Raw genomic sequence first — 20,588 nt, forward strand, 5'->3', positions numbered from 1 at the left:
AGTGCACGCCTACAATCGTATTTTTTTAACGGTCATCTTATCGATTTGGGCGTAAGCGCTTAGTACGTCAGAATTTGTAGTCGCGAAGATTGACCCAACGTTCACATGAAATATTTGTCTTGGTTTGGCCCGGTTCAATCTACTGTGGCTTGGCCAGAAAGACTGCGCTCTTGCGTAGGCGCTTTTATCGGCATCTTGGCGGTTTATCTGGCCGGCAAAGCCATAGGTCATATGACGGGCATGCATGTTTGGATACTCGCACCGCTGGGTGCTACCGGCTTTCTGATTTTTGTCGTTCCTTCTAGCGCTCTAGCGCAGCCTTGGGCCGCTTTGGGCGGCCATGTGGTTTCTGCCCTGATAGGGATTGCCTGCGTCAGGCTAATTCCTGTGCCAGAGTTGCTGTTGCCCACCGCAGTGAGCCTGTCCATATTGGCCATGTTTTTACTCAGGTGCTTGCACCCACCGGCCGCAGCGACAGCGCTGTTTGTGGCGATTAGCGGCATTCAAGCCTTCGAGTACGCCTTGTTTCCGGTCGCTTGCGGGGTGTTGGTGTTGATTGCGACAGCGGTAATCTACGGAAAATTTACGCGGCAGGTTTACCCGCACCGGGCCTTGTCCAGACTTGCAAATGGAGAAGCCGCGCCTAGCGCTGAGAGCTCGTCGCTTGTTGATGTAGACCGAGTGCTGGCCAACTACGGCGGCATCGTAGATGTGAACCGGCAGGACTTGGCTAACTTGGTCGATCAAATTGAAACAATAGCCTACAAAAATAAGCTAAAACAAGCCAGCTGCGAGTCCATCATGTCGCCGAGTATGCATTGTGTGGAGGCCAATTTTTCATTGGAGTCGGCTTGGAAAATGTTGCGCGACAAACATATCAAGGCTATGCCGGTGGTGGACAAACAAGACCGAGTGGTGGGCATCATCACTTTGGGGGACTTTGTACTTCATGCCGCAGTTGATTTTCACCTCAGCTTTGGGCAAAGACTGCGCGGCGTTTTGCGCTTTAGCAACTGGAAAAAAAGCGCTAAAAAGGTTGTTCACTCCAACACTGTGGGTGAGATTATGAGTTCTAACGTACGTGTGATCAGTGCCGATAGCAACTTGGCTGACCTGATCACACTATTCGAGCTAGAAGGCCATCACCACATTCCGGTGATCAATGCTGACGAAAAACTCGTCGGCATAGTCACTCAGTCAGATTTTGTGAAAGCCATGCTCAAAATTTTAAGCATCCAGTCGGCTACTGAGGTTTGATGCGGTCAAACACCGCAATTGATTCCACGTGTGCGGTATGCGGAAACATATTGATCACGCCAGCTGAACTGCAGCGGTAGGCGCCGCTGTCCACCAGCACGCCAGCATCGCGTGCCAAGGTTGCAGGGTTGCAGCTGACGTAGACAATTCGCTCTGGCATTTGCCAGTTGCCCAGCGCTAGCGCTTGCTGATGTACGCCATCGTCACAAGGCACACCGGTGAGCAGTTGCTGGTGCAGTGCGGCGAGTGACTTGAATAATTCAAACGCGCCTTCGCGCGGTGGGTCAACCAGCCATTTGTCAGCTCTGCCGTCACGGCTTAACAGGGCCGGCGTCATCTCGAATAAATTGCGCACTTCGAAACTGGTGGGCGCTAAGGCGTGACGATCTATGCGTGCTGCTTGGTTTTTAAGATAGTTCTCGCGCGAGCGTGCCACCAGTGCTTCGCTGCCTTCAATGCCGAGCACAGATTGAGCCCGTGTAGCCAGCGGCAAGGTGAAGTTACCCAGACCGCAAAACCAGTCAATCACGCGCTCGTGCGGCTGCACTGCCAGCAGTCTAAGTGCGCGTGACACCAGTACTTGGTTGATGTGTGGGTTGACTTGGGTAAAGTCAGTCGGTCTAAACGGCATGACAACGCCAAACTCTGGCAAGCCGTAGTTCAACTCTTCGGTCGCATCGTCAAGCAACACTACAGTCTCTAACCCACCCGATTGCAGCCACCACTGCACGCCTGGTGTTTGCACGGCAAAAGCGCGCAAGCGGGTCAAGTCGGTGTCACTTAAGTCTTGCATGTGGCGCAGTACCAAGGCGGTCACAGAGTCGCCGCAGGCTAGCTCGATTTGCGGAATCGTTTCTTTCGCATCCATGCTGGAGATCAATGCGCGCAGCGGCAGCAGCATGTCGCTCACATGTTTGGGCAATACATGGCATTCGCTCATGTCAGCTACATAAGCGCTTTTGCGTTCATGAAAACCAACTAATACCGTGCCTTTTTTACGCACATAGCGCACTGACAGGCGGGCGCGGTAGCGGTAGTTCCACGCCGGGCCTTCGATAGAGCGTAGCAGGTTGTCGGATTTGAGTTTGCCTATGTGGAGTAAGTTGTCTTCCAACACTCGCTGCTTGACAGCAACTTGAGCGCTGACATGCAAATGCTGCATTTTGCAGCCGCCGCATGCGCCGGTATGCATGCCAAAGCTAGGGCAGGCGGGTCTTACGCGTTGGGAAGATTCGCGGTGCACTGCCAATAGCGTAGCTTTTTCAAAGCTGGCTTTTTTGCGGTAGACGCTGGCGCTGACCAGCTCAAAAGGGAGCGCGCCTTCAATAAATACCACCTTGCCGTCAGGCCTGTGGGCTATGCCTTGGGCTTCGATATCCAGCGACTCTATGCTCAGCAGGTCTAGCGGGTACTCTTTTGGCGCTGTGCTTTGGGCTGTACTTTGCACCGTACTTTGTGGTGATTTTGGGGATTGGGTTTCTTCTGACATGCAGCGATTGTCTCAGGTCGCGAGACGACATTTGCGCTTGTCTGCATAGGCTTATTTGGTCAGTATTAGCTTGCCTAATTTGGTCGTTTGCAGTTTGTAAGTCGCACCGTTGTGGTTTATCTCTACGGCTTTTTGGCCGCGCAAAAGTGCGTAACTGTCTAAGCAATCTGCGCGGTTTGAGTGCTGCGACTGACCGGTGTGGCCTTGATGAAGGCTGTGGTTGGCGGTGTGGCTAACTATCATGGATTGGCTCCTGGTTCAGTGATAAAACCTATTTTTCCAAGGCCAGCTTGTTGCGCTGTGGCCATGGCTTGGGCGATGCGCTCGTAGCGCACGTTTTTATCGCCGCGAATATGCAGTTCTGGTTGCGGGCTTTGTTCGGCCGCTGCCTTGAGTCTGGTGGCTAATGCCGCATCCGTTAAAGGCGCATCGTTGATGAAGTAAGCCCCTTCTGCGTTGACGCTTAGTCTTAACGTGTCGGGCTTGATGTTTTGCGGCTGCGTGCTGGCGGCGGGCAAGTTGATATTGATAGAGTCTTTCAACACCGGAATGGTGATGATGAAAATTATCAATAGCACCAGCATGATGTCCACCATAGGCGTCATGTTGATTTCATTCATAACCTCTTCGTCGCCCTCATCGCTGCCAAAGTGCGTGCTTCCAAAAGCCATCTTGTGCTCCGTATCTGCTGGGTTTAGCTGAGTTATTTCGCTCGTGCTTAGGCTTTGCGCAAGCGCTGATCGCTGGAATCAGTCTTACCGTTTTTGATGGCATTGACGCGAGCACCGGTGAGAAAGTAAGCATGCAAGTCGTGGGCAAAGCGATTGAGCTTGTGCAGCACGCCTTTGTTGCCGCGCAGCAAGGCGTTGTAGCCCAGCACTGCGGGAATGGCGACTGCCAAACCCAGCGCAGTCATGACTAGCGCCTCGCCTATTGGGCCAGCGACTTTATCTATGCCGACTTGGCCGGAGCTACCTATCGCCAACAGCGCATGGTAGATGCCCCAGACGGTGCCGAAAAGGCCGACAAAAGGCGCAGTCGAACCAACCGAGGCAAGGATGGCGAGACCGGATTGCAGCTTAGCGGTGAAGTCATCCAGACTGCTTCGCAGTGCACGCGTGACCCACTCGCTCAGGTCTAGCACGTCGCGCAGTTGCGCTTGTGTGTTGCTGTGATGGCTAGCGGCTTCGCGGCCGTCTAGTGCGAGCTGGCGTAGTGGGTTGCCGGCCTCTTTACCCAAGCTATTTAAACCGGCTTGGAAGTCTTGGCTTTCCCAAAAAGCTTGCTTACGCGCAGTCATGGCTTTGTATTTGAAAAGGTCTAGCGTCTTAATGATGATGACCAGCCAAGACGCCAGTGACATGACGAGTAGCAGCAGCGCTACGGTCTTGGTGACGATGTCGCCTTGGCTCCATAGGTGCGCTAGGCCGAATTGGGAATTCATGAAAGGTCTCTCCTGGAATCAAAAAAATAGGGGAAAAGTGGAATAGTGGAATAGGGCGGCGATAGGCTGACTTCAGCGGCTTATTCGCGCAGCTTCCAGTTAATGGGTACTTGGTACCACATGGCCTCGGCTATTCCGCCACGCTTACCGGGTACAAAGCGCCATTGCAATACGGCTGCCACAGCGGCACGGTCAAGTCTGTCGTAGCCACTACTTTTGGCTAATTCTGCGCGTTGGGCTTGGCCATCACTGCCGATTAACACCTTGACCAAACTTTGACCTTGCTCGTTCATGCGTAGGCTGAGCGCGGGGTAGACCGGTGCCGGGTTTTTGAGGTAGTCGGCATTGCTGGATGGCAGCTGCACAGCCGGGGCTATTGGCGCTGTGCTGACCGTAGCCGGCGCTGGTGTAGCAGGGGCGATGTTGGCGGCGGCTTGTGCGCTCTGAGCGGGAGCTGTTGATGTGGCTGCTGGCGTTGCTGTTGCCGCTGGTTGCGGCGCTGGTGTTGGTGACTTTGGTGTTTGTACTGGTGTCGGCTTGGGTGCTGATACTGGCTTAGGCTCAGGCCTTGATTTTTGTACTGGTTTTACCGGGCTAGTCTTTACTTCAGGCTCTGACTTAGGCGTCGCCATAACCGGCGCTGAGCGTGTAACAAAGGCCGACTGCAATGTGACTGGAATCACGATTTCTTCCGGCGGCCTGAACGACATCTCATTTTGTATGGCCCAAATCAGACCCGCATGCGCTGACAATACCAGCAGCCCAATCCAAACCATGCGGCTTGCATCTGAGGCGTGAGCCACGTCAAGCTGGCCGGTGGTGTGAAAAGTTGGGTTCATGGTCAATTGTTAAGGAATCGGCTTTATCGCTGGCCAAGTGTGTTGGTCGCAGTGCAAGTGTGAAACTGGTCTGGCAGCAATCAATGCCACTGCCTTGATTGTTAATCTGTTCTAAGTATAGGTTACAAATGCGAATAAATCGCATTTAGATTTGGAATCTTTGATTTTTATCTTTTGACTTCAGACATGGGCCCACATTCGCAGCAGGTTGTGATAGCTGCCAGTGAGCTGTATGACTTCTTCACCTTCAGGCTGGCCGGCATTCATGTCCTTTTGTCTTAATGAGGTGATGGCCATGTCCATGTCGAAGAGCAACTGGCGCTGGTCGTCCTGCCTAATCATGCTTTCAATCCAGAAAAAGCAGGCTAAGCGCTCACCGCGTGTGACCGGTTCAACTCGGTGTACCGAGCTGCCGGAATACAGCATCAGATCGCCAGCAGCGAGTTTGATGCGTTGCTCACCATCACTCGCTTGCACTACTAACTCGCCGCCGTCGTAACTGTCAGGCGGGCTTAAAAACAGCGTGCATGAAATATCTGTGCGCACATGCCTGGCGCTGGCTGCGTGGGTACGTACCGCATTGTCAATATGGTTACCAAAGGAGTTTTGGCTGCCGCTATAACTATTAAACAAAGGCGGGAAAACTGTTTTTGGCAATGCAGCGGTGATAAAACGTGGGTTTCTTGCCAATGCTTGGGAGACGATTTGTCTGGCTTCTTGGGCTTGGACTGAATCCTCGGGTAACTGGCGGTTATTTTTTACCGCGCCACTTTGACTGCCAGCCGTGAGTCGGCCATCTGCCCAGTTGGCCGACAGTATCAGCTCCCTTACCCGGGCTAACTCGCCGGACTCCAAAGCGTTTTCAATTTTTAACCGCACGCCTTATTCCTAGAATTTAGTGCTTAGTGTGACATGCAAGCTGCGTGCTGTGCCGGGGGCTGCGAAACCTCGGTACAGCGTGTTGTAGTAGACCTTGTCGAACATATTGTCGAGATTGAATTTGACGCTGTTGCTGGGGTTGACTTTGTATTCAAGCAAGGCATCGACCTTGACATAACCTTGCGCTCGGTTCTGGCTACTCACGCTATTGGCCGGCTTGTTGGTGCTGACCGCCGTCATGCCGCCACCAATTCTCCAACGCTCATTGATGCGGTAGGTGCTAAAGAGATTGGCTTGATGGCTAGGCGAGAGGCCGGGGTTTTGTCCGACTTCGAGCTGTCCGGCTGGGTTGGAGCCGGACTGGTCTATGACAGCACGTAAAAAGCCCAAACCGGCAAAAATTTCCCACTCTGGCGTGATGCGTCCGGCGACTTCGAATTCGAGCGCATCGGTGTGGCGTCTGCCGGATAGCAAATAAGAGTTGCTAGCCGTGTCTATGTCGGTATTGCGTTCGTTGTATTTGTCAGTGCGAGCCAAAGCCCAACGCAGCGACAAGTCGCCCTCATAAAGCTCATATTTAGCACCTACTTCAAGGTTACGACTACTCTCTGGTGGCGTGTTGGCCGATTGTGGGTCGAATTGGTAGAGGTCGCCCGATGTATTAAAAGATGTTCCGTAGGCGACGTAGTAACTAACTTCTTGTGTCGGTTGATACATCAAGCCAAGGCGTTTGCTCAGCAGATTGTCCGAACGCGATAAGGCTGTGTTGTTGGGTGCGGCGCTGCCGCTGCGGTCGTAGTCGCCTTTGATTTGGTCCATGCGCAGACCGCCTATCAGGCGCCACTCCTGATTTAGGGAAATCGTGTCTTGAAGGTACAGGCCCAAAGTCGTGGCCTTGAATTGGGTGGCCACACGTTCCGTCAGATTGCCGCCAATACCGGTGCTGTCGGGGTTGCCGACGCTGGTACTGGGTTTGGCGGAAAGTAAATTTGGGTAAGTGGAGCGGCTGGCGTTTTCAATAGCATATTCACCACCGACTAAAAAGCTGTGCTTTAGACCAAAAACATTAGCGCTGGTGTTGTAGTCGCTCTGGAAAAAACTGTGCCGTTCTTCGCCCGCCTTGGCATTGGTACGCCGATTGACCTGCGTGTTGGCGTTTAGATTGCTGATGCTGGTGCCAGTGGCAAAGCTCGACTGCGTGGCCCACATGGCACGCGTGTATTTACCTTCTCTGACTGAAGAAGTTAGCTGGCTGCCATCACTCCAGCGGTGTGTGTGTTTGAGCGTGAGTACGTCGGCGCTGTCGTTTTGGAAGTCGCTGTCCAATCCGTACCAATAGCGATTCACCGGCGAGGGTGCAGGGCGGCTATTGAGCCAGCCAAAACCCCAGTCAGGTTTGTCGTTGTAGTTGAGATGATAAAAGCTGACTTGAAATTCGTCAGCACTGCCCACGCCCCAGCGGTAATCAAGCGCTAAGCCGCGTCTGTGCGTACTCGCGCCAGCATTGTCGCCCCGGCCATCGCCATCTGTGGCCATGAGATTTAAACGCAGCGCGGCATCGTCGCCAGTCTTAATATTGAAGTCGCCTTCTATCCGACGGTAGTTATCAGTGCCTATAGTGGTGTTGATTTCTTGAGCCGTTTGCATGCTGGGCTGCTTGCTGACTTGGTTGATGATGCCGCCGGTCGAACCCCGGCCGAACAACATGGAGGCCGCGCCGCGTAGCACTTCGACGCGCTCGGTATTAAAAATATCGCGGTTGTATTGGGCAATGTCGCGCATACCGTCTAGGTAAATATCGCCGGCGGCACTAAAGCCGCGCAGGCGTATGTTGTCACCGACCCTACCTCCTTCACCCGCTTCAAAGCTGATGCCCACCACGTTTTCTAGCGCCGCTTTGAGGCTGTCCCGGCCTTGATCGTGAATCAGTTTGTCGTTAACTATGGTCAGAGACTGAGGAATATCTTTGGCCGCTAATGAGGTTTTGCCGACAGTAGTTAGACCACTTTGGTAGCTGCCTAAAGTCGTATCACGTTGACCGTTGACGGTGACTGGTGCCAGCGTGGTGTTACTGCTGTCGGTTTGCGCCCAATTGGCAGTCGAGCTCAGCAGCAGCATTGCGCCTAGTGGCAGTAGTGCTTTGCTGACCGCAGTTGGGCGGGCGGATGAATGGATTTTTTTGGCGCGCGATGCGCTGTGTTGAGTGTGAGCCATGATGGCCTCCAAGCAGTGTCTAGCCGTTTCGGCTGTAGACGGATGTTTCAGGGTTTGGCTTGGCTATGCTCTGAAACATCATGCATTGCACCGGCTCTGACTGGGGTCTGACCGGGGCTGGCGGAGGCGGAGTTGGCTGGCTGTTTTATTTTGTTACTAGTCTACATCAGATAAGAATAATTCTTATCTGTAAGATAAAAATAAATACAAGATATGTGCCCTACAAAGCAAAAAACCCGATTTTTAAATCGGGTTTTTTTGGGATTCGCAGAAAAATTTATGCTGGTACTGCCGATCGAATCAAATGATCGAATGCGCCTAACGCTGCTTTTGCGCCATCGCCGGCCGCAATAATAATTTGCTTAAATGGAACGGTAGTCGCATCACCGGCAGCAAACACGCCAGGAATTGAAGTCTGGCCTTTGGCGTCGACAATAATCTCGCCGTGTTTAGACAACTCCACCGTGCCTTTAAGCCAATCGGTATTGGGAATCAGGCCAATCTGAATAAAAACGCCTTCGAGCTCAAGCGTATGAATGTCGTCATTCGCCCGGTTTTTGTAGATTAAAGCGTTGACCTTGCTGTCGCCGGCGATCTCAGTGGTTTGAGCGTTCGTGTGTATGGTGACGTTTTTCAAACTTCTTAGTTTGCGCTGCAACACTTCATCGGCGCGCAATACCGTGTCGAACTCGACCAAGTGCACATGGCCGACCAAACCAGCTAAATCAATCGCCGCTTCAACACCCGAGTTACCACCGCCAATTACCGCAACACGCTTGCCTTTGAACAAAGGACCGTCGCAATGCGGGCAGTAAGCGACGCCCTTGTTTTTAAATTCCGCTTCGCCGGGAACGTTGATGTTTCTCCAGCGCGCGCCGGTAGAAATCACCACCGAACGGCTTTTAAGCGTAGCGCCACTTTCGAGATGAATTTCTATCAAGTCATTATTTGGGCCGCTGTTGGCCACCAAGCTCTTGGCGCGTTGCAAGTTCATGATGTCTACGTCATAGCTGCGGACGTGTTCTTCAAGTGCTATGGCAAATTTCGGGCCTTCGGTTTCTTTAATTGAGATGAAGTTTTCAATGCCCAAAGTGTCCAGCACTTGACCACCAAAACGCTCGGATGCAATACCGGTACGAATACCTTTTCGCGCCGCGTAAACGGCAGCTGCAGCACCAGCCGGGCCACCGCCAACGATGAGTACGTCAAAAGCTTCTTTAGCAGTGATTTTTTTCGCTTCCCGTTCAACGCCACTGGTGTCTATCTTGGCGATAATTTCTTCCAAGCTCATACGGCCTTGGCCGAATTCTGTGCCGTTAAGAAAAACCGTCGGTACGGACATGACTTGGCGTTCTTTGACTTCTTTTTGGAACGTGCCGCCTTCAATCATGGTGGTGCGAATACGTGGGTTTTGTATCGCCATCAAATTGAGTGCCTGAACCACGTCAGGGCAGTTGTGGCAGCTCAGAGAAATATAGATTTCAAAATCAAAATCACCGTCGAGTTCACGAATTTGGGTCAGGATTTCCGGATCAACTTTGGGTGGGTAGCCGCCAACTTGTAGCAAGGCCAATACCAATGAGGTGAACTCATGGCCCATGGGCAAGCCAGCAAAGCGTGGGCCGTGGTTTTCACTCGGGCGGTTGATGGAAAAAGAGGGTTTGCGCTGATTGTCATCGCGGCTCTCTGTCACAGTGACCAAAGCGGATGAATCGGTGATGTCCTTGAGCAATGACCGCAGCTCGCCCGAGGCTTTGCTGTCGTCGAGCGAGGCAACGATTTCAATCGGCTGGCTAACGCGTTCGAGATAGGTCTTTAGCTGGGATTTTGAGGCTGCGTCAAGCATGGGAACTCACTTTTTTTATTTGTAGGGGAGAAACAGAAAAGCCGGGTGCTGGCTGATCACCTCTCAAACATTTGAGAAGCGAGAGCCAAGTGCACCCGGCTCTGCAAGCCTCGGCGACTAGCGCTAGGGCAGGATTACGCTTTATTTAAAAAGACTTAGATTTTGCCGACCAGGTCAAACGATGGCTTGAGCGTCGCTTCGCCTTCATTCCACTTGGCTGGGCAAGCTTCGTTAGGGTGAGCAGCCACGTATTGGGCAGCTTTGACGCGGCGCATGGTTTCGCTGGCATCACGGCCAATACCGTTGTCGTGCACTTCGATGGTCTTGATACGACCTTCTGGATCGATCACAAAGGTACCGCGCAATGCCAGACCTTCGTCGTCGCCTTCGGTGATCAGCACGTCAAAGAAACGCGCCAACTGGTGGCTTGGGTCGCCAATCATTGGGTAAGTTACTTTGGCGATGGTGTCCGAAGAATCGTGCCAAGCTTTGTGTGTGAAATGGGTGTCGGTAGAGACGCTATAGACTTCAACGCCGAGTTTTTGGAACTCTGCGTAGTTATCGGCCATATCGCCGAGTTCGGTTGGGCAGACAAAAGTGAAGTCAGCTGGGTAGAACATGACGACCGACCATTTGCCGATGAAATTGGCTTCGCTAACGGGAACGAACTTACCGTTGTGGTAGGCGGAAGCTTTGAATGGGATGATTTGTTTATTGATTAAAGACATTTTTGTTCTTTCTGAAGTTGCTGTAATTTCGTGGATCGCTAGCTTGATTAGTTACGTCAAGTCTTTAAGCAAGGCGATACTATAAGGGTAACTACCATGTCAATCCAATAAATTGAGTTTATTTGAGTGATAGATTTAAACTATCTGAAGATATGCTAATGAGATAATTGCCTAATATCTGAGCGGTGCTTCCTCAGCATATAAGTTATTTAGTACTACTTATTGTTGTGAGCAACTCTATAAAGTCGAGGCTAGTGCTAGCGCGTAAGCGGTCTTTTGCCTGGGCTTGGTTAGGGCTTAGCATGCTGAGCGCCAATACAATAGACATACCCGATGAAAGCCACTGCATGAAAAAGACCTTGCTAACTTGCTTGACTGCCTTAATTAGCGGCATGCTGGCTTTCACGCCCGCTTTTGCTGATGAGCTTGGCGTCGCTGTTGCGGCTAACTTCACCGCGCCCATGCGCCTTATTGCCCAAGGTTTTGAGGCTGATAGCGGTCACAAGCTGCGCTTGTCGTATGGCTCTACGGGTAAGTTTTACGCACAAATCCGCAATGGCGCCCCTTTCGATGTTTTTCTTTCAGCCGATAACACGACAACTTTGCGGCTTGAGAATGACGGCTTGGCCGTGGCTGGTAGCCGTTTTATTTATGCCACGGGGCGTTTGGTGTTGTGGTCGGCTCAGCCCGGTCTGGTGGATGGCACTGGTGCGGTACTCAAAAGCCAAAGCTTCAGACATTTGGCGATTGCAGCCCCCAAACTCGCGCCCTACGGCGCCGCTGCGATACAGACTATGCAAGGCTTAGGTCTGATCAATAGCCTGCAAGCACGGCTGGTTCAGGGCGAAAGCATTGGCCAGGCCTACAGTTTTGTCGTTAGCGGCAATGCTGAGTTGGGCTTTGTCGCCATGTCTCAGGTTTTTCAAGACGGTAAGTTCAAAAGTGGCTCTGCTTGGACAGTGCCGAGCAAGCTGCATAAGCCCATTGTTCAAGAAGCAGCTTTGTTGACACGCGCCAAAGACAGTCGCGCTGCGGCTGAGTTTTTAAGCTACCTTAAAAGCGCACCGGCCAAGGCCGTGATGCTGTCGTTTGGTTACCAGTGATTGAGTCGTTTCCATGCTAGATGCGGCTGGCCTAGATGCCATAACCTTGACAATCAAACTTGCAGCCAGCACTACTGCCATATTGCTGGTGTTGGGCACACCGCTGGCTTGGTGGTTGGCTCGCACCCGTTCGCGGTTCAAGTCATTTGCCGCTGCGCTGGTCGCGCTGCCGCTGGTGTTGCCGCCGGTGGTGCTGGGTTTTTACCTGCTGGTGTTACTCGGCCCGGCTGGCCCTTTGGGTAAATTCACGCTTTTCATGGGCTGGGGTTTGCTGCCCTTTACCTTTTCTGGCTTGCTCTTGGGTTCAGTTTTTTACTCTTTGCCATTCGTGGTCCAGCCCTTGCAAAACGCTTTTCAGGCCTTGGGTGATAGGCCGTTAGAGGCGGCCGCTACCTTGCGAGCCTCGCCTCTGGATACTTTTTTCAGCGTAGTGTTGCCCTTATGTCGTCCAGCTTACTTGAGCGCTGCTGTGATGGGGTTTGCCCACACGGTGGGCGAATTCGGCATTGTCTTAATGCTGGGCGGCAATATTCCGGGCCAAACGCGTGTCTTGTCGGTGCAAATTTACGACCATGTTGAAGCGCTTGAGTACAACCAAGCGCATTGGTTAGCGGGAGGCTTGTTGGTGTTTTCTTTCTTGACGCTGCTAGGGTTGTATGCACTTGAGCCTTCGCGGCGCAAGGCTGTCAAATGAGTACGGCTGCATCGATCGATGTTGAGCTGCAGCACGATTACGCAGGCTTTTCTCTACAAGTTGCACTCAGCCTTCCGGGTCGTGGTGTGAGCGCCATTTACGGCCCTTCTGGTTCTGGAAAAACCAGTTTGCTGCGCTGTATTGCTGGACTTGAGCGGGCGCACCAAGCCTCGATTGTGGTCAATGGCGTGGCTTGGCAGGATGACCGCTCGGGGCTGTTTGTACCGGTCTACCGACGAGCCTTGGGTTTTGTTTTTCAAGAAGCGAGTTTGTTTGCGCATTTAGATGTGCAGGGAAATCTTGATTTCGCTTTAAAACGCGTGCCGCCGGCAAAGCGCCGCATTGCACTGACGCAGGCGATTGAGTTGTTGGGTTTGGAGCCGCTGCTCAAGCGCCCCCCGACTGGTTTGTCGGGTGGTGAACGCCAGCGGGTCGGCATCGCCCGGGCTTTGGCCGGCAGCCCTGAGTTACTGCTGCTTGACGAGCCCTTGGCCTCCTTGGATACGGCGCGCAAGGCTGAAATACTGCCTTACTTGGAGCGGCTTCAGTCGGAATTAGAAATCCCTATGCTCTATGTGAGTCACGCCCTCGATGAGATTGCGCGCTTGGCTGATCATTTGGTTTTGCTCGAAGGCGGCCGGGTAGTGGCCTCTGGACTGACGCGTGAACTCATGACCCGGCTTGATTTGTCACTCGCCCATGGCGATGCAGCTGCTGCCGTGATTGAGGCCGTGGTCAGCAGCATAGAGCCGGCATATCACCTCTGCTATGCCGATTTCTCAGGCGGCAGGATTAGTTTACTTAAGCCACAGTTGCAGCTAGGCCAGCGGGTCAGGGTCAGGATTCAGGCCAGAGATGTCAGCCTGACCTTGACACGCCAGCAGGGCACAAGCGTGCAAAATATTTTTGCTGCTACGGTAAGCGCGATCTCGCCGGATAGCCCGGGCCAACTCATGGTGGGACTGAACGCGGGTACCAGTGCTTTGCTTGCGCGCATCACGCTCAAATCGGCAGAAGCGCTGGGTCTGCAAGTCGGCAGCGCGGTGTTTGCTCAAGTCAAGGGTGTAGCGGTGCTCGATTAACGCTTGAGCTTGAGCTTGAGCTTTGGCTCAGTAATCCAGTCGTTCTGGCCGAATTTCTTGCAGTATCGTGGTGGCGATTTCTTCTATGGACTTGCTGGTGGTTGACAGCCAGCGTATGCCTTCTCTGCGCATCATGGCTTCGGCCTCGTGGATTTCATTGCGGCAATTCGCCAAGCTGGCGTAGACCGAATTGGGCCTGCGCTCATTGCGTATTTGCGCCAAGCGTTCCGGCGAGATAGTTAGACCAAAGATTTTCTTGCGGTGCGGTACCAGCGCAGGCGGCAGCTGATGGCGGTCAAAGTCTTCTGGAATCAAAGGGTAGTTAGACGCTTTTAGGCCGTGCTGCATGGCTAAGTAAAGCGACGTCGGGGTTTTGCCGCTGCGACTCACGCCCACCAAAATCACGTCCGAGCCCTGCAAGTCACGGTGGCTTTGGCCGTCGTCATGGGCCAGAGAGAAATTAATCGCTTCTATGCGCTCGTCGTATTCCTTGCTTTTAGAGGCGTCCGAAAAGCGGCCAACTCGGTGGTTGGATTTGCTGCCCAGCTCTTCTTCTAGTGGCGCGACAAAGGTACCAAACATGTCTAGCAACATGCCGGTGCAATGGGTCTTAATAACAGCCAATATGTCCATATTGACCACGGTGGTGAAAACGATAGGCCGTCGGCCTTCGATTTCTGCGGTGTGATTAATCTGGCGTACGGCTTGATGCGCTTTGTCTACGCTGTCAACAAACGGCAGCCTGATGTAGCGGGCCTTGATCTCAAACTGAGCCATGATGGCGTTGCCAAAAGTCTCGGCAGTAATGCCAGTGCCATCGGATACAAAAAATACGGTGCGTTGGGACATAGGTAGATCTTTGGTGAAACTCAAATTAATTTTGGCAAAATATAGCGCTTTGCTGAGTCTAGTCTGCTGGACTCTACAATCGATCAATTTTGCGGACTTCGCCAGCAGCTTAGCCAGCCAGCCCAAAGCCACAAATCAATACCTTATTTTTCTTCACGTCTAGTCGACAGCCACAAGTACAAAAATAACAACATGCCCGTTCGCCTGACGTTGAGAGCTACCGCTTTTTAAACCTCCCGGAGTATTTTCATGTCCCATGTGTCAAGCCTGTTTGGAGCGACCGATTTGGTCGTTGCATTCGAGAACTTAAGAATGAATGACGTCGATTCAGTCGGCGGAAAAAACGCCAGTCTCGGCGAAATGATCTCGCAACTGCCTACCGGCCCAGACGGTGTGCGCGTGCCGACCGGCTTTGCCACCACTGCCCATGCTTTTCGCGTCTTTTTAGCCCATGCCGGCTTGGATAAAAAAATCAACGCAGTGCTCGATGCACTTGACACCGAAGACGTGCGCGCTCTGGCTGTTGCCGGCGCTCAGATTCGTGCCTTAGTTGAAGATCAACCTTTCCCAGCCGATTTCGAAGCCGCCGTGCGCGAGAGCTTTAAAGTCTTGAGCGGTGACAACACACAAGCGAGCTTTGCCGTGCGCTCATCGGCGACTGCTGAAGACTTGCCGGATGCTTCCTTTGCGGGTCAACAAGAAACCTTCTTGAACGTGGTGGGTATTGAGGACGTGCTGCACAAGATGAAGGAAGTTTTTGCTTCGCTGTACAACGATCGCGCTATTAGCTATCGCGTCCACCAAGGCTTTGCACATTCCGATGTGGCTTTGTCGGCTGGCGTGCAGCGTATGGTTCGCAGTGATAAGGGTGCGGCTGGCGTGATGTTCACGATTGACACTGAAAGCGGTTTTGAAGATGTGGTCTTCATCACTTCTAGCTACGGCTTGGGTGAGACTGTGGTTCAGGGCGCCGTTAACCCGGATGAGTTTTATGTCCACAAACCTATGCTGCGGGCCGGTAAACGCGCTGTGATTCGCCGCAATCTGGGCAGCAAACTGCTGCAAATGGAATTCACCACCGCAGAAGAGAAAAAAGCGGGCGGCAAATTGGTTAAAACCACGGATGTGCCGACTGAATTGCGCAATCGTTACTCGCTCAGCGACGTCGACGTCGAACAACTCGCACGCTACGCACTTATCATTGAAAACCATTACGCCCGTCCTATGGACATAGAGTGGGGCAAAGACGGTATTGATGGCGAGATCTACATCCTGCAAGCCAGGCCAGAGACCGTCAAAAGCCAAGCCAAAGGCAAGGCCGAGATGCGCTACAAGCTCAAGGGTACCGGCACGGTGCTAACCCAAGGCCGTGCGATTGGTCAGAAAATTGGTACGGGTCCAGTGCGCATCGTCTATGACATCAAAGACATGGACCAGGTCCAGCCCGGCGATGTGTTGGTGACTGATATGACTGACCCTAATTGGGAGCCGGTCATGAAGCGCGCCAGCGCTATTGTGACTAACCGCGGCGGTCGTACCTGCCACGCCGCCATCATTGCGCGTGAACTCGGTATACCGGCTGTGGTCGGCTGCGGTAACGCGACTGAATCCCTCAAGGATGGCATGCTGGTCACCGTGAGCTGCGCCGAAGGCGATACCGGCAACATCTATGACGGCTTGCTTGAGACTGAAGTGACCGAAGTGCAGCGCGGCGAAATGCCGCCAATAGACATCAAAATCATGATGAACGTGGGCAATCCACAGCTGGCCTTTGATTTCTGCCAGATTCCTAACCAAGGCGTTGGCTTGGCGCGGCTGGAGTTCATCATTAACAACAATATCGGCGTTCACCCGAAAGCCATATTGGACTACCCAGCGATTGATTCGGACTTGAAGAAAGCGGTTGAAAGCGTGGCTCGTGGCCACGCCTCACCACGCGCTTTTTACGTCGACAAAGTCGCCGAAGGTATTGCCACTATTGGTGCGGCTTTTTGGCCTAAAACCGTCATCGTACGTATGTCGGACTTTAAGTCCAACGAATACCGCAAACTGATTGGTGGTTCACGTTACGAGCCGGAAGAAGAAAATCCAATGCTGGGTTTTCGCGGTGCAGCGCGCTACATCAGCACCGAATTTCGTGAAGCTTTTGCGATGGAATGCGAAGCCCTCAAACGCGTGCGCAACGACATGGGTTTGACCAACGTAGAGATCATGATCCCGTTTGTCCGCACACTCGGCCAAGCCAAAGCCGTGACCGAGTTACTGGCACAGCATGGCTTGACGCGCGGCGATGGTGCGGATGCAGATGGCAAGGGCGGTTTGCGCCTGATCATGATGTGTGAAGTGCCTAGTAATGCGGTTCTGGCCGAAGAGTTCCTCGAATACTTTGATGGTTTCTCCATAGGTTCTAACGACTTGACGCAACTCACGTTGGGTCTGGATCGTGACTCTGGTCTGGAAGTGTTGGCCAAAGACTTTGATGAACGTGATCCGGCAGTAAAAGCTTTGTTAAGCCTTGCCATTCAAGCCTGCAAACGCCAAGGCAAGTACGTCGGCATTTGCGGCCAAGGCCCAAGCGATCATCCAGACTTTGCGCTTTGGCTTAAAGAGCAGGGTATTGGTTCAATTTCACTCAATCCGGACACCGTGATTGATACCTGGAAACTGCTGGCCAATTAAGGCCGGCACACTGGCGAAGATCGTTTCGCCAGTAATCTGAGCCCATTTCTAGTTTGGCTGAATAAGCCGGCTATAATCATTGGCTTGCCTTGCTGCACCCAATTCGACGCTGGGGCAGCTTTATATCCATCCTCAAGGAGAGTTTATGCGTCATTATGAGATCGTCTTGCTGATCCACCCGGATCAAAGCGAGCAAGTCCCAGCCATGCTGGAACGTTACAAGGGCATGATTACCGCCGGCGGTGGCAAAGTGCACCGTGTTGAAGACTGGGGCCGCCGTCAATTGGTGTACCTGATCCAGAAACTGGCTAAAGCCCACTACCTGTGTATCAACATCGAAGCCAGCCAGGCCGTGATGGAAGAAATTGAACACGCGTTCAAATTCAATGATGCAGTTTTGCGTCACCTGACCGTGGTCAAGAAGAAAGCCGAAACCGGCCCTTCACTGATGATGCGTAATGTCGAGCGCGAAGAAGCCCGTAAGACACAACAGCAGGAATACGCGGCTTAATTTGCAGCGCATTTTTTGTTGTTTGACGATGCGCTTTGCGCGCCGTAGATAGTCAAAACAGTGAACCATGTCAACTTGTCAGCCCGTATCGCAGAAGCTAGTCCTTTGCGTTACACGCCAGCCGGAATCCCGGTACTCAATCTTGTTATCGAGCATGAGTCCGAAATGATGGAAGCTGGGGTTAACCGGCAAGTTAAATTGACAGTCAGAGCAGTCGCTTTTGGAGTTCTCGCCGAACAGGCAAGAGTTCTCGAATTGGGAAAGCTTTTCAAATTCACCGGTTTTCTTATTAATGCGCGCACCAGCAAAAGCATAGTCTTTCACATTCAGGCTTTTGAGTAATTTACTCATACCCGTCAAAAATTCATTAAGGAGTCCATCATGCCCGGACCAAAACGTTTTAATAAAGACAAGCGCCCAAAGCGCAACACACAATCATTGCTGTTTAAGCGCAAGCGCTTTTGCCGTTTCACCGCCGCTGGCGTTGAAGAAATCGACTACAAAGACATAGACACACTGCGTGACTTCGTCTCTGAAAATGGCAAGATCATTCCCGCACGCCTGACCGGCACCCGCGCGATCTTCCAGCGCCAAATCAACACCGCTGTTAAGCGCGCTCGCTTTTTGGCGATGTTGCCGTACAGCGACCAGCACCGTAGCCTGTAAGGAGCACTATTTATGCAAATCATCTTGCTCGACAAAGTTATTAACCTCGGCAACCTTGGCGATGTCGTCAAAGTTAAAGACGGTTACGCACGTAACTTTCTGATCCCTTTCGGCCGTGCACGCCGCGCTACTTCGAACGCCATCAAGGAATTCGAAGCCAAGCGTGTCGAACTCGAAGCCGCCGCAGCTGCTAAATTGGCCGCCATGCAAGTGCAAGGCGAAAAACTCGCCGGCATGACCGTCAAGCTGACCCAAAAGGCCGGCGTTGATGGCCGTTTGTTTGGCTCTGTGACCAATCAAGACATCTCGACCGAGTTGACTAAGCAAGGTTTTGCCTTGATCAAGTCGCAAGTTCGTATGCCTAACGGCCCGTTGAAAATCGTGGGCGACCACGCTGTGAGCGTTTCACTGCACACCGATGTGTTGGTTGACATCACCGTTACCGTCTACGGCGAAACCGCGTAAGTAGTTTTTTCTGTTTTCGTGAAAAAGCCGCTCTTTGAGCGGCTTTTTTTATGGACTTTTTTTTATCCGCAGTCGTTTTAATCGGTACACAGGTTTAAGCTATTTTTACAGCTGATTTCCACTGCTTATCCCCAGACTTATGCACAGGATTTGGTGCGTATCAGCGTACTATCTAAGATTAGTTTTTAGGAAACCATGTCAGCCGTCCTCTCCAACCTTGATTCTCCCGGCTACAGCCCGGACCGACAAATTGCCCAACTGCGTATACCGCCGCACTCTATTGAGGGCGAATCTAGCGTGCTGGGCGGCTTGCTACTTGACAACAGCGCTTGGGATAGGGTTGGCGACTTGCTGGAAGACGAAAACTTCTATCGCTCCGAGCACAAGCTGATTTTCTCGGCGATTGCCAACTTGATCAATGCCAGCAAACCGGCCGACATCATCACGGTATACGAACACCTACAAAATCAAGGCAAGGCCGAAGAAGTAGGGGGTTTGAGCTACCTCAATTCGCTTGCCCAATACGTGCCTAGCGCCGCGAATATTCGCCGCTACGCCGAGATCGTGCGGGAGCGCTCCATACTGCGCAAATTAGTTGCCGCCAGCGACGAGATTGCCACCAACGCCTTTAACCCTCAGGGCAAAGACGTGGCCATGATTCTGGACGAGGCAGAACAAAAAATCTTCAAGATTGGCGAGCAAGGCTCGCGCATGAAACAAGGCTTTCAGAGCATGGACACGCTAGTCGTGAGCTTGCTTGACCGCGTCACCGAGATGGCCGAAAACCCCAACGACGTGACCGGCGTGCCGACAGGGTTTTACGATCTTGATCGCATGACTTCTGGCTTTCAAGCTGGCGACTTGGTGATTCTCGCGGCTCGCCCGTCCATGGGTAAAACTGCGCTGGCTATTAACATCGCAGAACACGTTGCCCTCAACGAAGGCTTGCCAGTGGCGGTGTTTTCTATGGAGATGGGCGCATCCCAATTAGCCGTGCGTATCGTCGGCTCGATTGGTCGAATCGATCAAACCCATTTACGCACCGGCGCATTAACCGACGAGGAATGGCCGCGCCTGACCGAGGCGATTGAAAAGCTCCGCACCATCTCATTACACATTGATGAAACGCCAGGTTTGACGGTCAGCGAGCTCAGAGCGAACGCCAGACGCTTGGCTCGCCAGTGCGGCAAACTCGGACTTATTGTTGTTGATTACCTGCAACTTATGAGTGTCTCTAGCAGCATGAATGACGAGAACCGTGCCACGGCAGTGGGCGAGATCTCGCGTGGCCTGAAGATGCTGGCCAAAGAATTGCAATGCCCGGTGATCGCACTCTCGCAGCTAAGCCGCGGTGTCGAGTCCAGGCCAGATAAACGCCCCATGATGAGCGATTTGCGCGAGTCTGGCGCGATCGAGCAAGATGCCGACATCATCATGTTTATTTATCGTGATGAGTACTACACCAAGGAAGCCTGCAAAGAGCCAGGTGTGGCTGAGGTCATCATCAGCAAGCAACGTAACGGCCCGACTGGAACTGTCAAGCTAGCTTTTCAAAACCGCATCACCAAATTTGAAAGTTTGGCGCACGGGGGCAGTGGGGACTTCTAAACTGTCGAGAATTCTTTGGCATTGCTGGGAGTTCTCTGAGCGCCTTGAAAATTTTGTCTAAACGTGGCGTGGCGTGGCGTGGCGTGGCGTGGCGTGGCATGGCATGGCATGGCATGCCCTGTTGGCTATTGCGATTGAAAAAGTTGCTAAATTGGCAGTTCTTTATAGCTATTTTTCAATAATTACTCACTCGTAGCTGGTCTTTTCGTGATGAAGACTTGGGTACTGCGTATAC

General features: G+C 52.6%; 20 protein-coding genes. 10 read left to right on the forward strand and 10 right to left on the reverse strand.

What is annotated here, in order from left to right:
* The first annotated feature begins 105 nt into the window (after nt 1-105).
* Nucleotides 106-1,257 carry an HPP family protein gene (locus HC248_RS07700; protein ID WP_168921983.1) on the forward strand — a complete coding sequence of 384 codons (1,152 nt, stop codon included), beginning with the start codon at nt 106-108 and terminating at the stop codon, nt 1,255-1,257.
* Here HC248_RS07700 and rlmD read toward each other — a convergent pair.
* The 9 genes from rlmD to ahpC all read right to left on the reverse strand — a co-directional run bounded on the left by rlmD (nt 1,244) and on the right by ahpC (nt 10,696).
* Nucleotides 1,244-2,746: a 23S rRNA (uracil(1939)-C(5))-methyltransferase RlmD gene (gene rlmD, locus HC248_RS07705; protein ID WP_168921984.1), complete on the reverse strand. Its 1,503-nt coding sequence runs from the start codon at nt 2,744-2,746 to the stop codon at nt 1,244-1,246. The two genes, HC248_RS07700 and rlmD, sit on opposite strands and share 14 nt — an antisense overlap.
* A 51-nt stretch (nt 2,747-2,797) precedes the next feature.
* Nucleotides 2,798-2,989: a hemin uptake protein HemP gene (gene hemP / locus HC248_RS07710; protein WP_168921985.1), complete on the reverse strand. Its 192-nt coding sequence runs from the start codon at nt 2,987-2,989 to the stop codon at nt 2,798-2,800.
* Entirely contained in the window at nt 2,986-3,417 is a 432-nt protein-coding gene (locus HC248_RS07715) for an ExbD/TolR family protein (protein ID WP_168921986.1), read from the reverse strand. Before HC248_RS07715 ends, hemP begins: the two co-directional genes overlap by 4 nt.
* 47 nt (nt 3,418-3,464) lie before the next feature.
* Complete coding sequence (locus tag HC248_RS07720) at nt 3,465-4,190, reverse strand: MotA/TolQ/ExbB proton channel family protein (protein WP_168921987.1); 726 nt, start codon at nt 4,188-4,190, stop codon at nt 3,465-3,467.
* 80 nt (nt 4,191-4,270) lie between these two features.
* Complete coding sequence (locus tag HC248_RS07725; protein WP_168921988.1) at nt 4,271-5,029, reverse strand: energy transducer TonB; 759 nt, start codon at nt 5,027-5,029, stop codon at nt 4,271-4,273.
* 180 nt (nt 5,030-5,209) lie between these two features.
* Complete coding sequence (locus HC248_RS07730; protein ID WP_168921989.1) at nt 5,210-5,908, reverse strand: Fe2+-dependent dioxygenase; 699 nt, start codon at nt 5,906-5,908, stop codon at nt 5,210-5,212.
* Between the two features lie 9 nt (nt 5,909-5,917).
* A complete protein-coding gene (locus HC248_RS07735) occupies nt 5,918-8,122 on the reverse strand; it encodes a TonB-dependent receptor (protein WP_168921990.1) in 2,205 nt (734 codons plus the stop codon).
* Between the two features lie 277 nt (nt 8,123-8,399).
* Nucleotides 8,400-9,968 (reverse strand): alkyl hydroperoxide reductase subunit F, encoded by a 1,569-nt coding sequence (gene ahpF, locus HC248_RS07740; RefSeq protein WP_168921991.1) that lies wholly within the window; start codon nt 9,966-9,968, stop codon nt 8,400-8,402.
* 155 nt (nt 9,969-10,123) lie between these two features.
* Nucleotides 10,124-10,696, reverse strand: a complete 573-nt coding sequence (gene ahpC / locus HC248_RS07745; protein WP_168921992.1) for an alkyl hydroperoxide reductase subunit C — start codon at nt 10,694-10,696, stop codon at nt 10,124-10,126.
* A gap of 347 nt (nt 10,697-11,043) precedes the next feature.
* On the opposite strand from ahpC, the gene modA reads away from it, so the two are divergent.
* Genes modA through modC form a run of 3 tightly spaced genes read left to right on the forward strand, consistent with a single transcriptional unit; the run spans nt 11,044 to nt 13,575 of the window.
* A complete protein-coding gene (gene modA / locus HC248_RS07750; RefSeq protein WP_168921993.1) occupies nt 11,044-11,799 on the forward strand; it encodes a molybdate ABC transporter substrate-binding protein in 756 nt (251 codons plus the stop codon).
* 13 nt (nt 11,800-11,812) lie between these two features.
* Nucleotides 11,813-12,493 carry a molybdate ABC transporter permease subunit gene (modB, locus tag HC248_RS07755; protein WP_168921994.1) on the forward strand — a complete coding sequence of 227 codons (681 nt, stop codon included), beginning with the start codon at nt 11,813-11,815 and terminating at the stop codon, nt 12,491-12,493.
* The gene (gene modC / locus HC248_RS07760) at nt 12,490-13,575 is read left to right on the forward strand and encodes a molybdenum ABC transporter ATP-binding protein (RefSeq protein WP_168921995.1); all 1,086 of its coding nucleotides are present in this window, start codon (nt 12,490-12,492) and stop codon (nt 13,573-13,575) included. Before modB ends, modC begins: the two co-directional genes overlap by 4 nt.
* A gap of 27 nt (nt 13,576-13,602) precedes the next feature.
* On the opposite strand, the gene ppsR is transcribed toward modC, so the two are convergent.
* Nucleotides 13,603-14,424, reverse strand: coding sequence for a posphoenolpyruvate synthetase regulatory kinase/phosphorylase PpsR (gene ppsR / locus HC248_RS07765; RefSeq protein ID WP_168921996.1), 822 nt, complete (start codon nt 14,422-14,424; stop codon nt 13,603-13,605).
* A 258-nt stretch (nt 14,425-14,682) separates the two neighbouring features.
* Between ppsR and ppsA the strand changes: the two genes are divergently transcribed.
* The 6 genes from ppsA to dnaB all read left to right on the forward strand — a co-directional run bounded on the left by ppsA (nt 14,683) and on the right by dnaB (nt 20,353).
* Complete coding sequence (gene ppsA / locus HC248_RS07770) at nt 14,683-17,103, forward strand: phosphoenolpyruvate synthase (protein ID WP_168923740.1); 2,421 nt, start codon at nt 14,683-14,685, stop codon at nt 17,101-17,103.
* Nucleotides 17,104-17,248: 145 nt separating this feature from the next.
* Nucleotides 17,249-17,614 carry a 30S ribosomal protein S6 gene (gene rpsF / locus HC248_RS07775; protein WP_168921997.1) on the forward strand — a complete coding sequence of 122 codons (366 nt, stop codon included), beginning with the start codon at nt 17,249-17,251 and terminating at the stop codon, nt 17,612-17,614.
* A gap of 60 nt (nt 17,615-17,674) precedes the next feature.
* Nucleotides 17,675-17,956, forward strand: coding sequence for a primosomal replication protein N (gene priB / locus HC248_RS07780; protein WP_168921998.1), 282 nt, complete (start codon nt 17,675-17,677; stop codon nt 17,954-17,956).
* 39 nt (nt 17,957-17,995) lie between these two features.
* A complete protein-coding gene (gene rpsR, locus HC248_RS07785; RefSeq protein WP_168921999.1) occupies nt 17,996-18,280 on the forward strand; it encodes a 30S ribosomal protein S18 in 285 nt (94 codons plus the stop codon).
* A gap of 12 nt (nt 18,281-18,292) precedes the next feature.
* Complete coding sequence (gene rplI, locus HC248_RS07790) at nt 18,293-18,745, forward strand: 50S ribosomal protein L9 (protein WP_168922000.1); 453 nt, start codon at nt 18,293-18,295, stop codon at nt 18,743-18,745.
* 195 nt (nt 18,746-18,940) lie between these two features.
* A complete protein-coding gene (gene dnaB, locus HC248_RS07795) occupies nt 18,941-20,353 on the forward strand; it encodes a replicative DNA helicase (RefSeq protein WP_168922001.1) in 1,413 nt (470 codons plus the stop codon).
* Nucleotides 20,354-20,588 lie beyond the last annotated feature (235 nt).

The sequence above is a fragment of the Polaromonas vacuolata genome, from assembly GCF_012584515.1.
Taxonomy (GTDB): Bacteria; Pseudomonadota; Gammaproteobacteria; order Burkholderiales; family Burkholderiaceae_C; genus Polaromonas; species Polaromonas vacuolata.

Coding starts and splice junctions, on each gene's coding strand:
- rpsR (WP_168921999.1), top strand. CDS start 17,996: ATGCCCGGACCAAAACGTTTTAATAAAGACAAGCGCCCAAAGCGCAAC.
- modB (WP_168921994.1), top strand. CDS start 11,813: ATGCTAGATGCGGCTGGCCTAGATGCCATAACCTTGACAATCAAACTT.
- ahpF (WP_168921991.1), bottom strand. CDS start 9,968: ATGCTTGACGCAGCCTCAAAATCCCAGCTAAAGACCTATCTCGAACGC.
- HC248_RS07735 (WP_168921990.1), bottom strand. CDS start 8,122: ATGGCTCACACTCAACACAGCGCATCGCGCGCCAAAAAAATCCATTCA.
- modC (WP_168921995.1), top strand. CDS start 12,490: ATGAGTACGGCTGCATCGATCGATGTTGAGCTGCAGCACGATTACGCA.
- rpsF (WP_168921997.1), top strand. CDS start 17,249: ATGCGTCATTATGAGATCGTCTTGCTGATCCACCCGGATCAAAGCGAG.
- HC248_RS07720 (WP_168921987.1), bottom strand. CDS start 4,190: ATGAATTCCCAATTCGGCCTAGCGCACCTATGGAGCCAAGGCGACATC.
- HC248_RS07715 (WP_168921986.1), bottom strand. CDS start 3,417: ATGGCTTTTGGAAGCACGCACTTTGGCAGCGATGAGGGCGACGAAGAG.
- rplI (WP_168922000.1), top strand. CDS start 18,293: ATGCAAATCATCTTGCTCGACAAAGTTATTAACCTCGGCAACCTTGGC.
- HC248_RS07700 (WP_168921983.1), top strand. CDS start 106: ATGAAATATTTGTCTTGGTTTGGCCCGGTTCAATCTACTGTGGCTTGG.
- modA (WP_168921993.1), top strand. CDS start 11,044: ATGAAAAAGACCTTGCTAACTTGCTTGACTGCCTTAATTAGCGGCATG.
- ppsR (WP_168921996.1), bottom strand. CDS start 14,424: ATGTCCCAACGCACCGTATTTTTTGTATCCGATGGCACTGGCATTACT.
- dnaB (WP_168922001.1), top strand. CDS start 18,941: ATGTCAGCCGTCCTCTCCAACCTTGATTCTCCCGGCTACAGCCCGGAC.
- rlmD (WP_168921984.1), bottom strand. CDS start 2,746: ATGTCAGAAGAAACCCAATCCCCAAAATCACCACAAAGTACGGTGCAA.
- HC248_RS07725 (WP_168921988.1), bottom strand. CDS start 5,029: ATGAACCCAACTTTTCACACCACCGGCCAGCTTGACGTGGCTCACGCC.
- ahpC (WP_168921992.1), bottom strand. CDS start 10,696: ATGTCTTTAATCAATAAACAAATCATCCCATTCAAAGCTTCCGCCTAC.
- hemP (WP_168921985.1), bottom strand. CDS start 2,989: ATGATAGTTAGCCACACCGCCAACCACAGCCTTCATCAAGGCCACACC.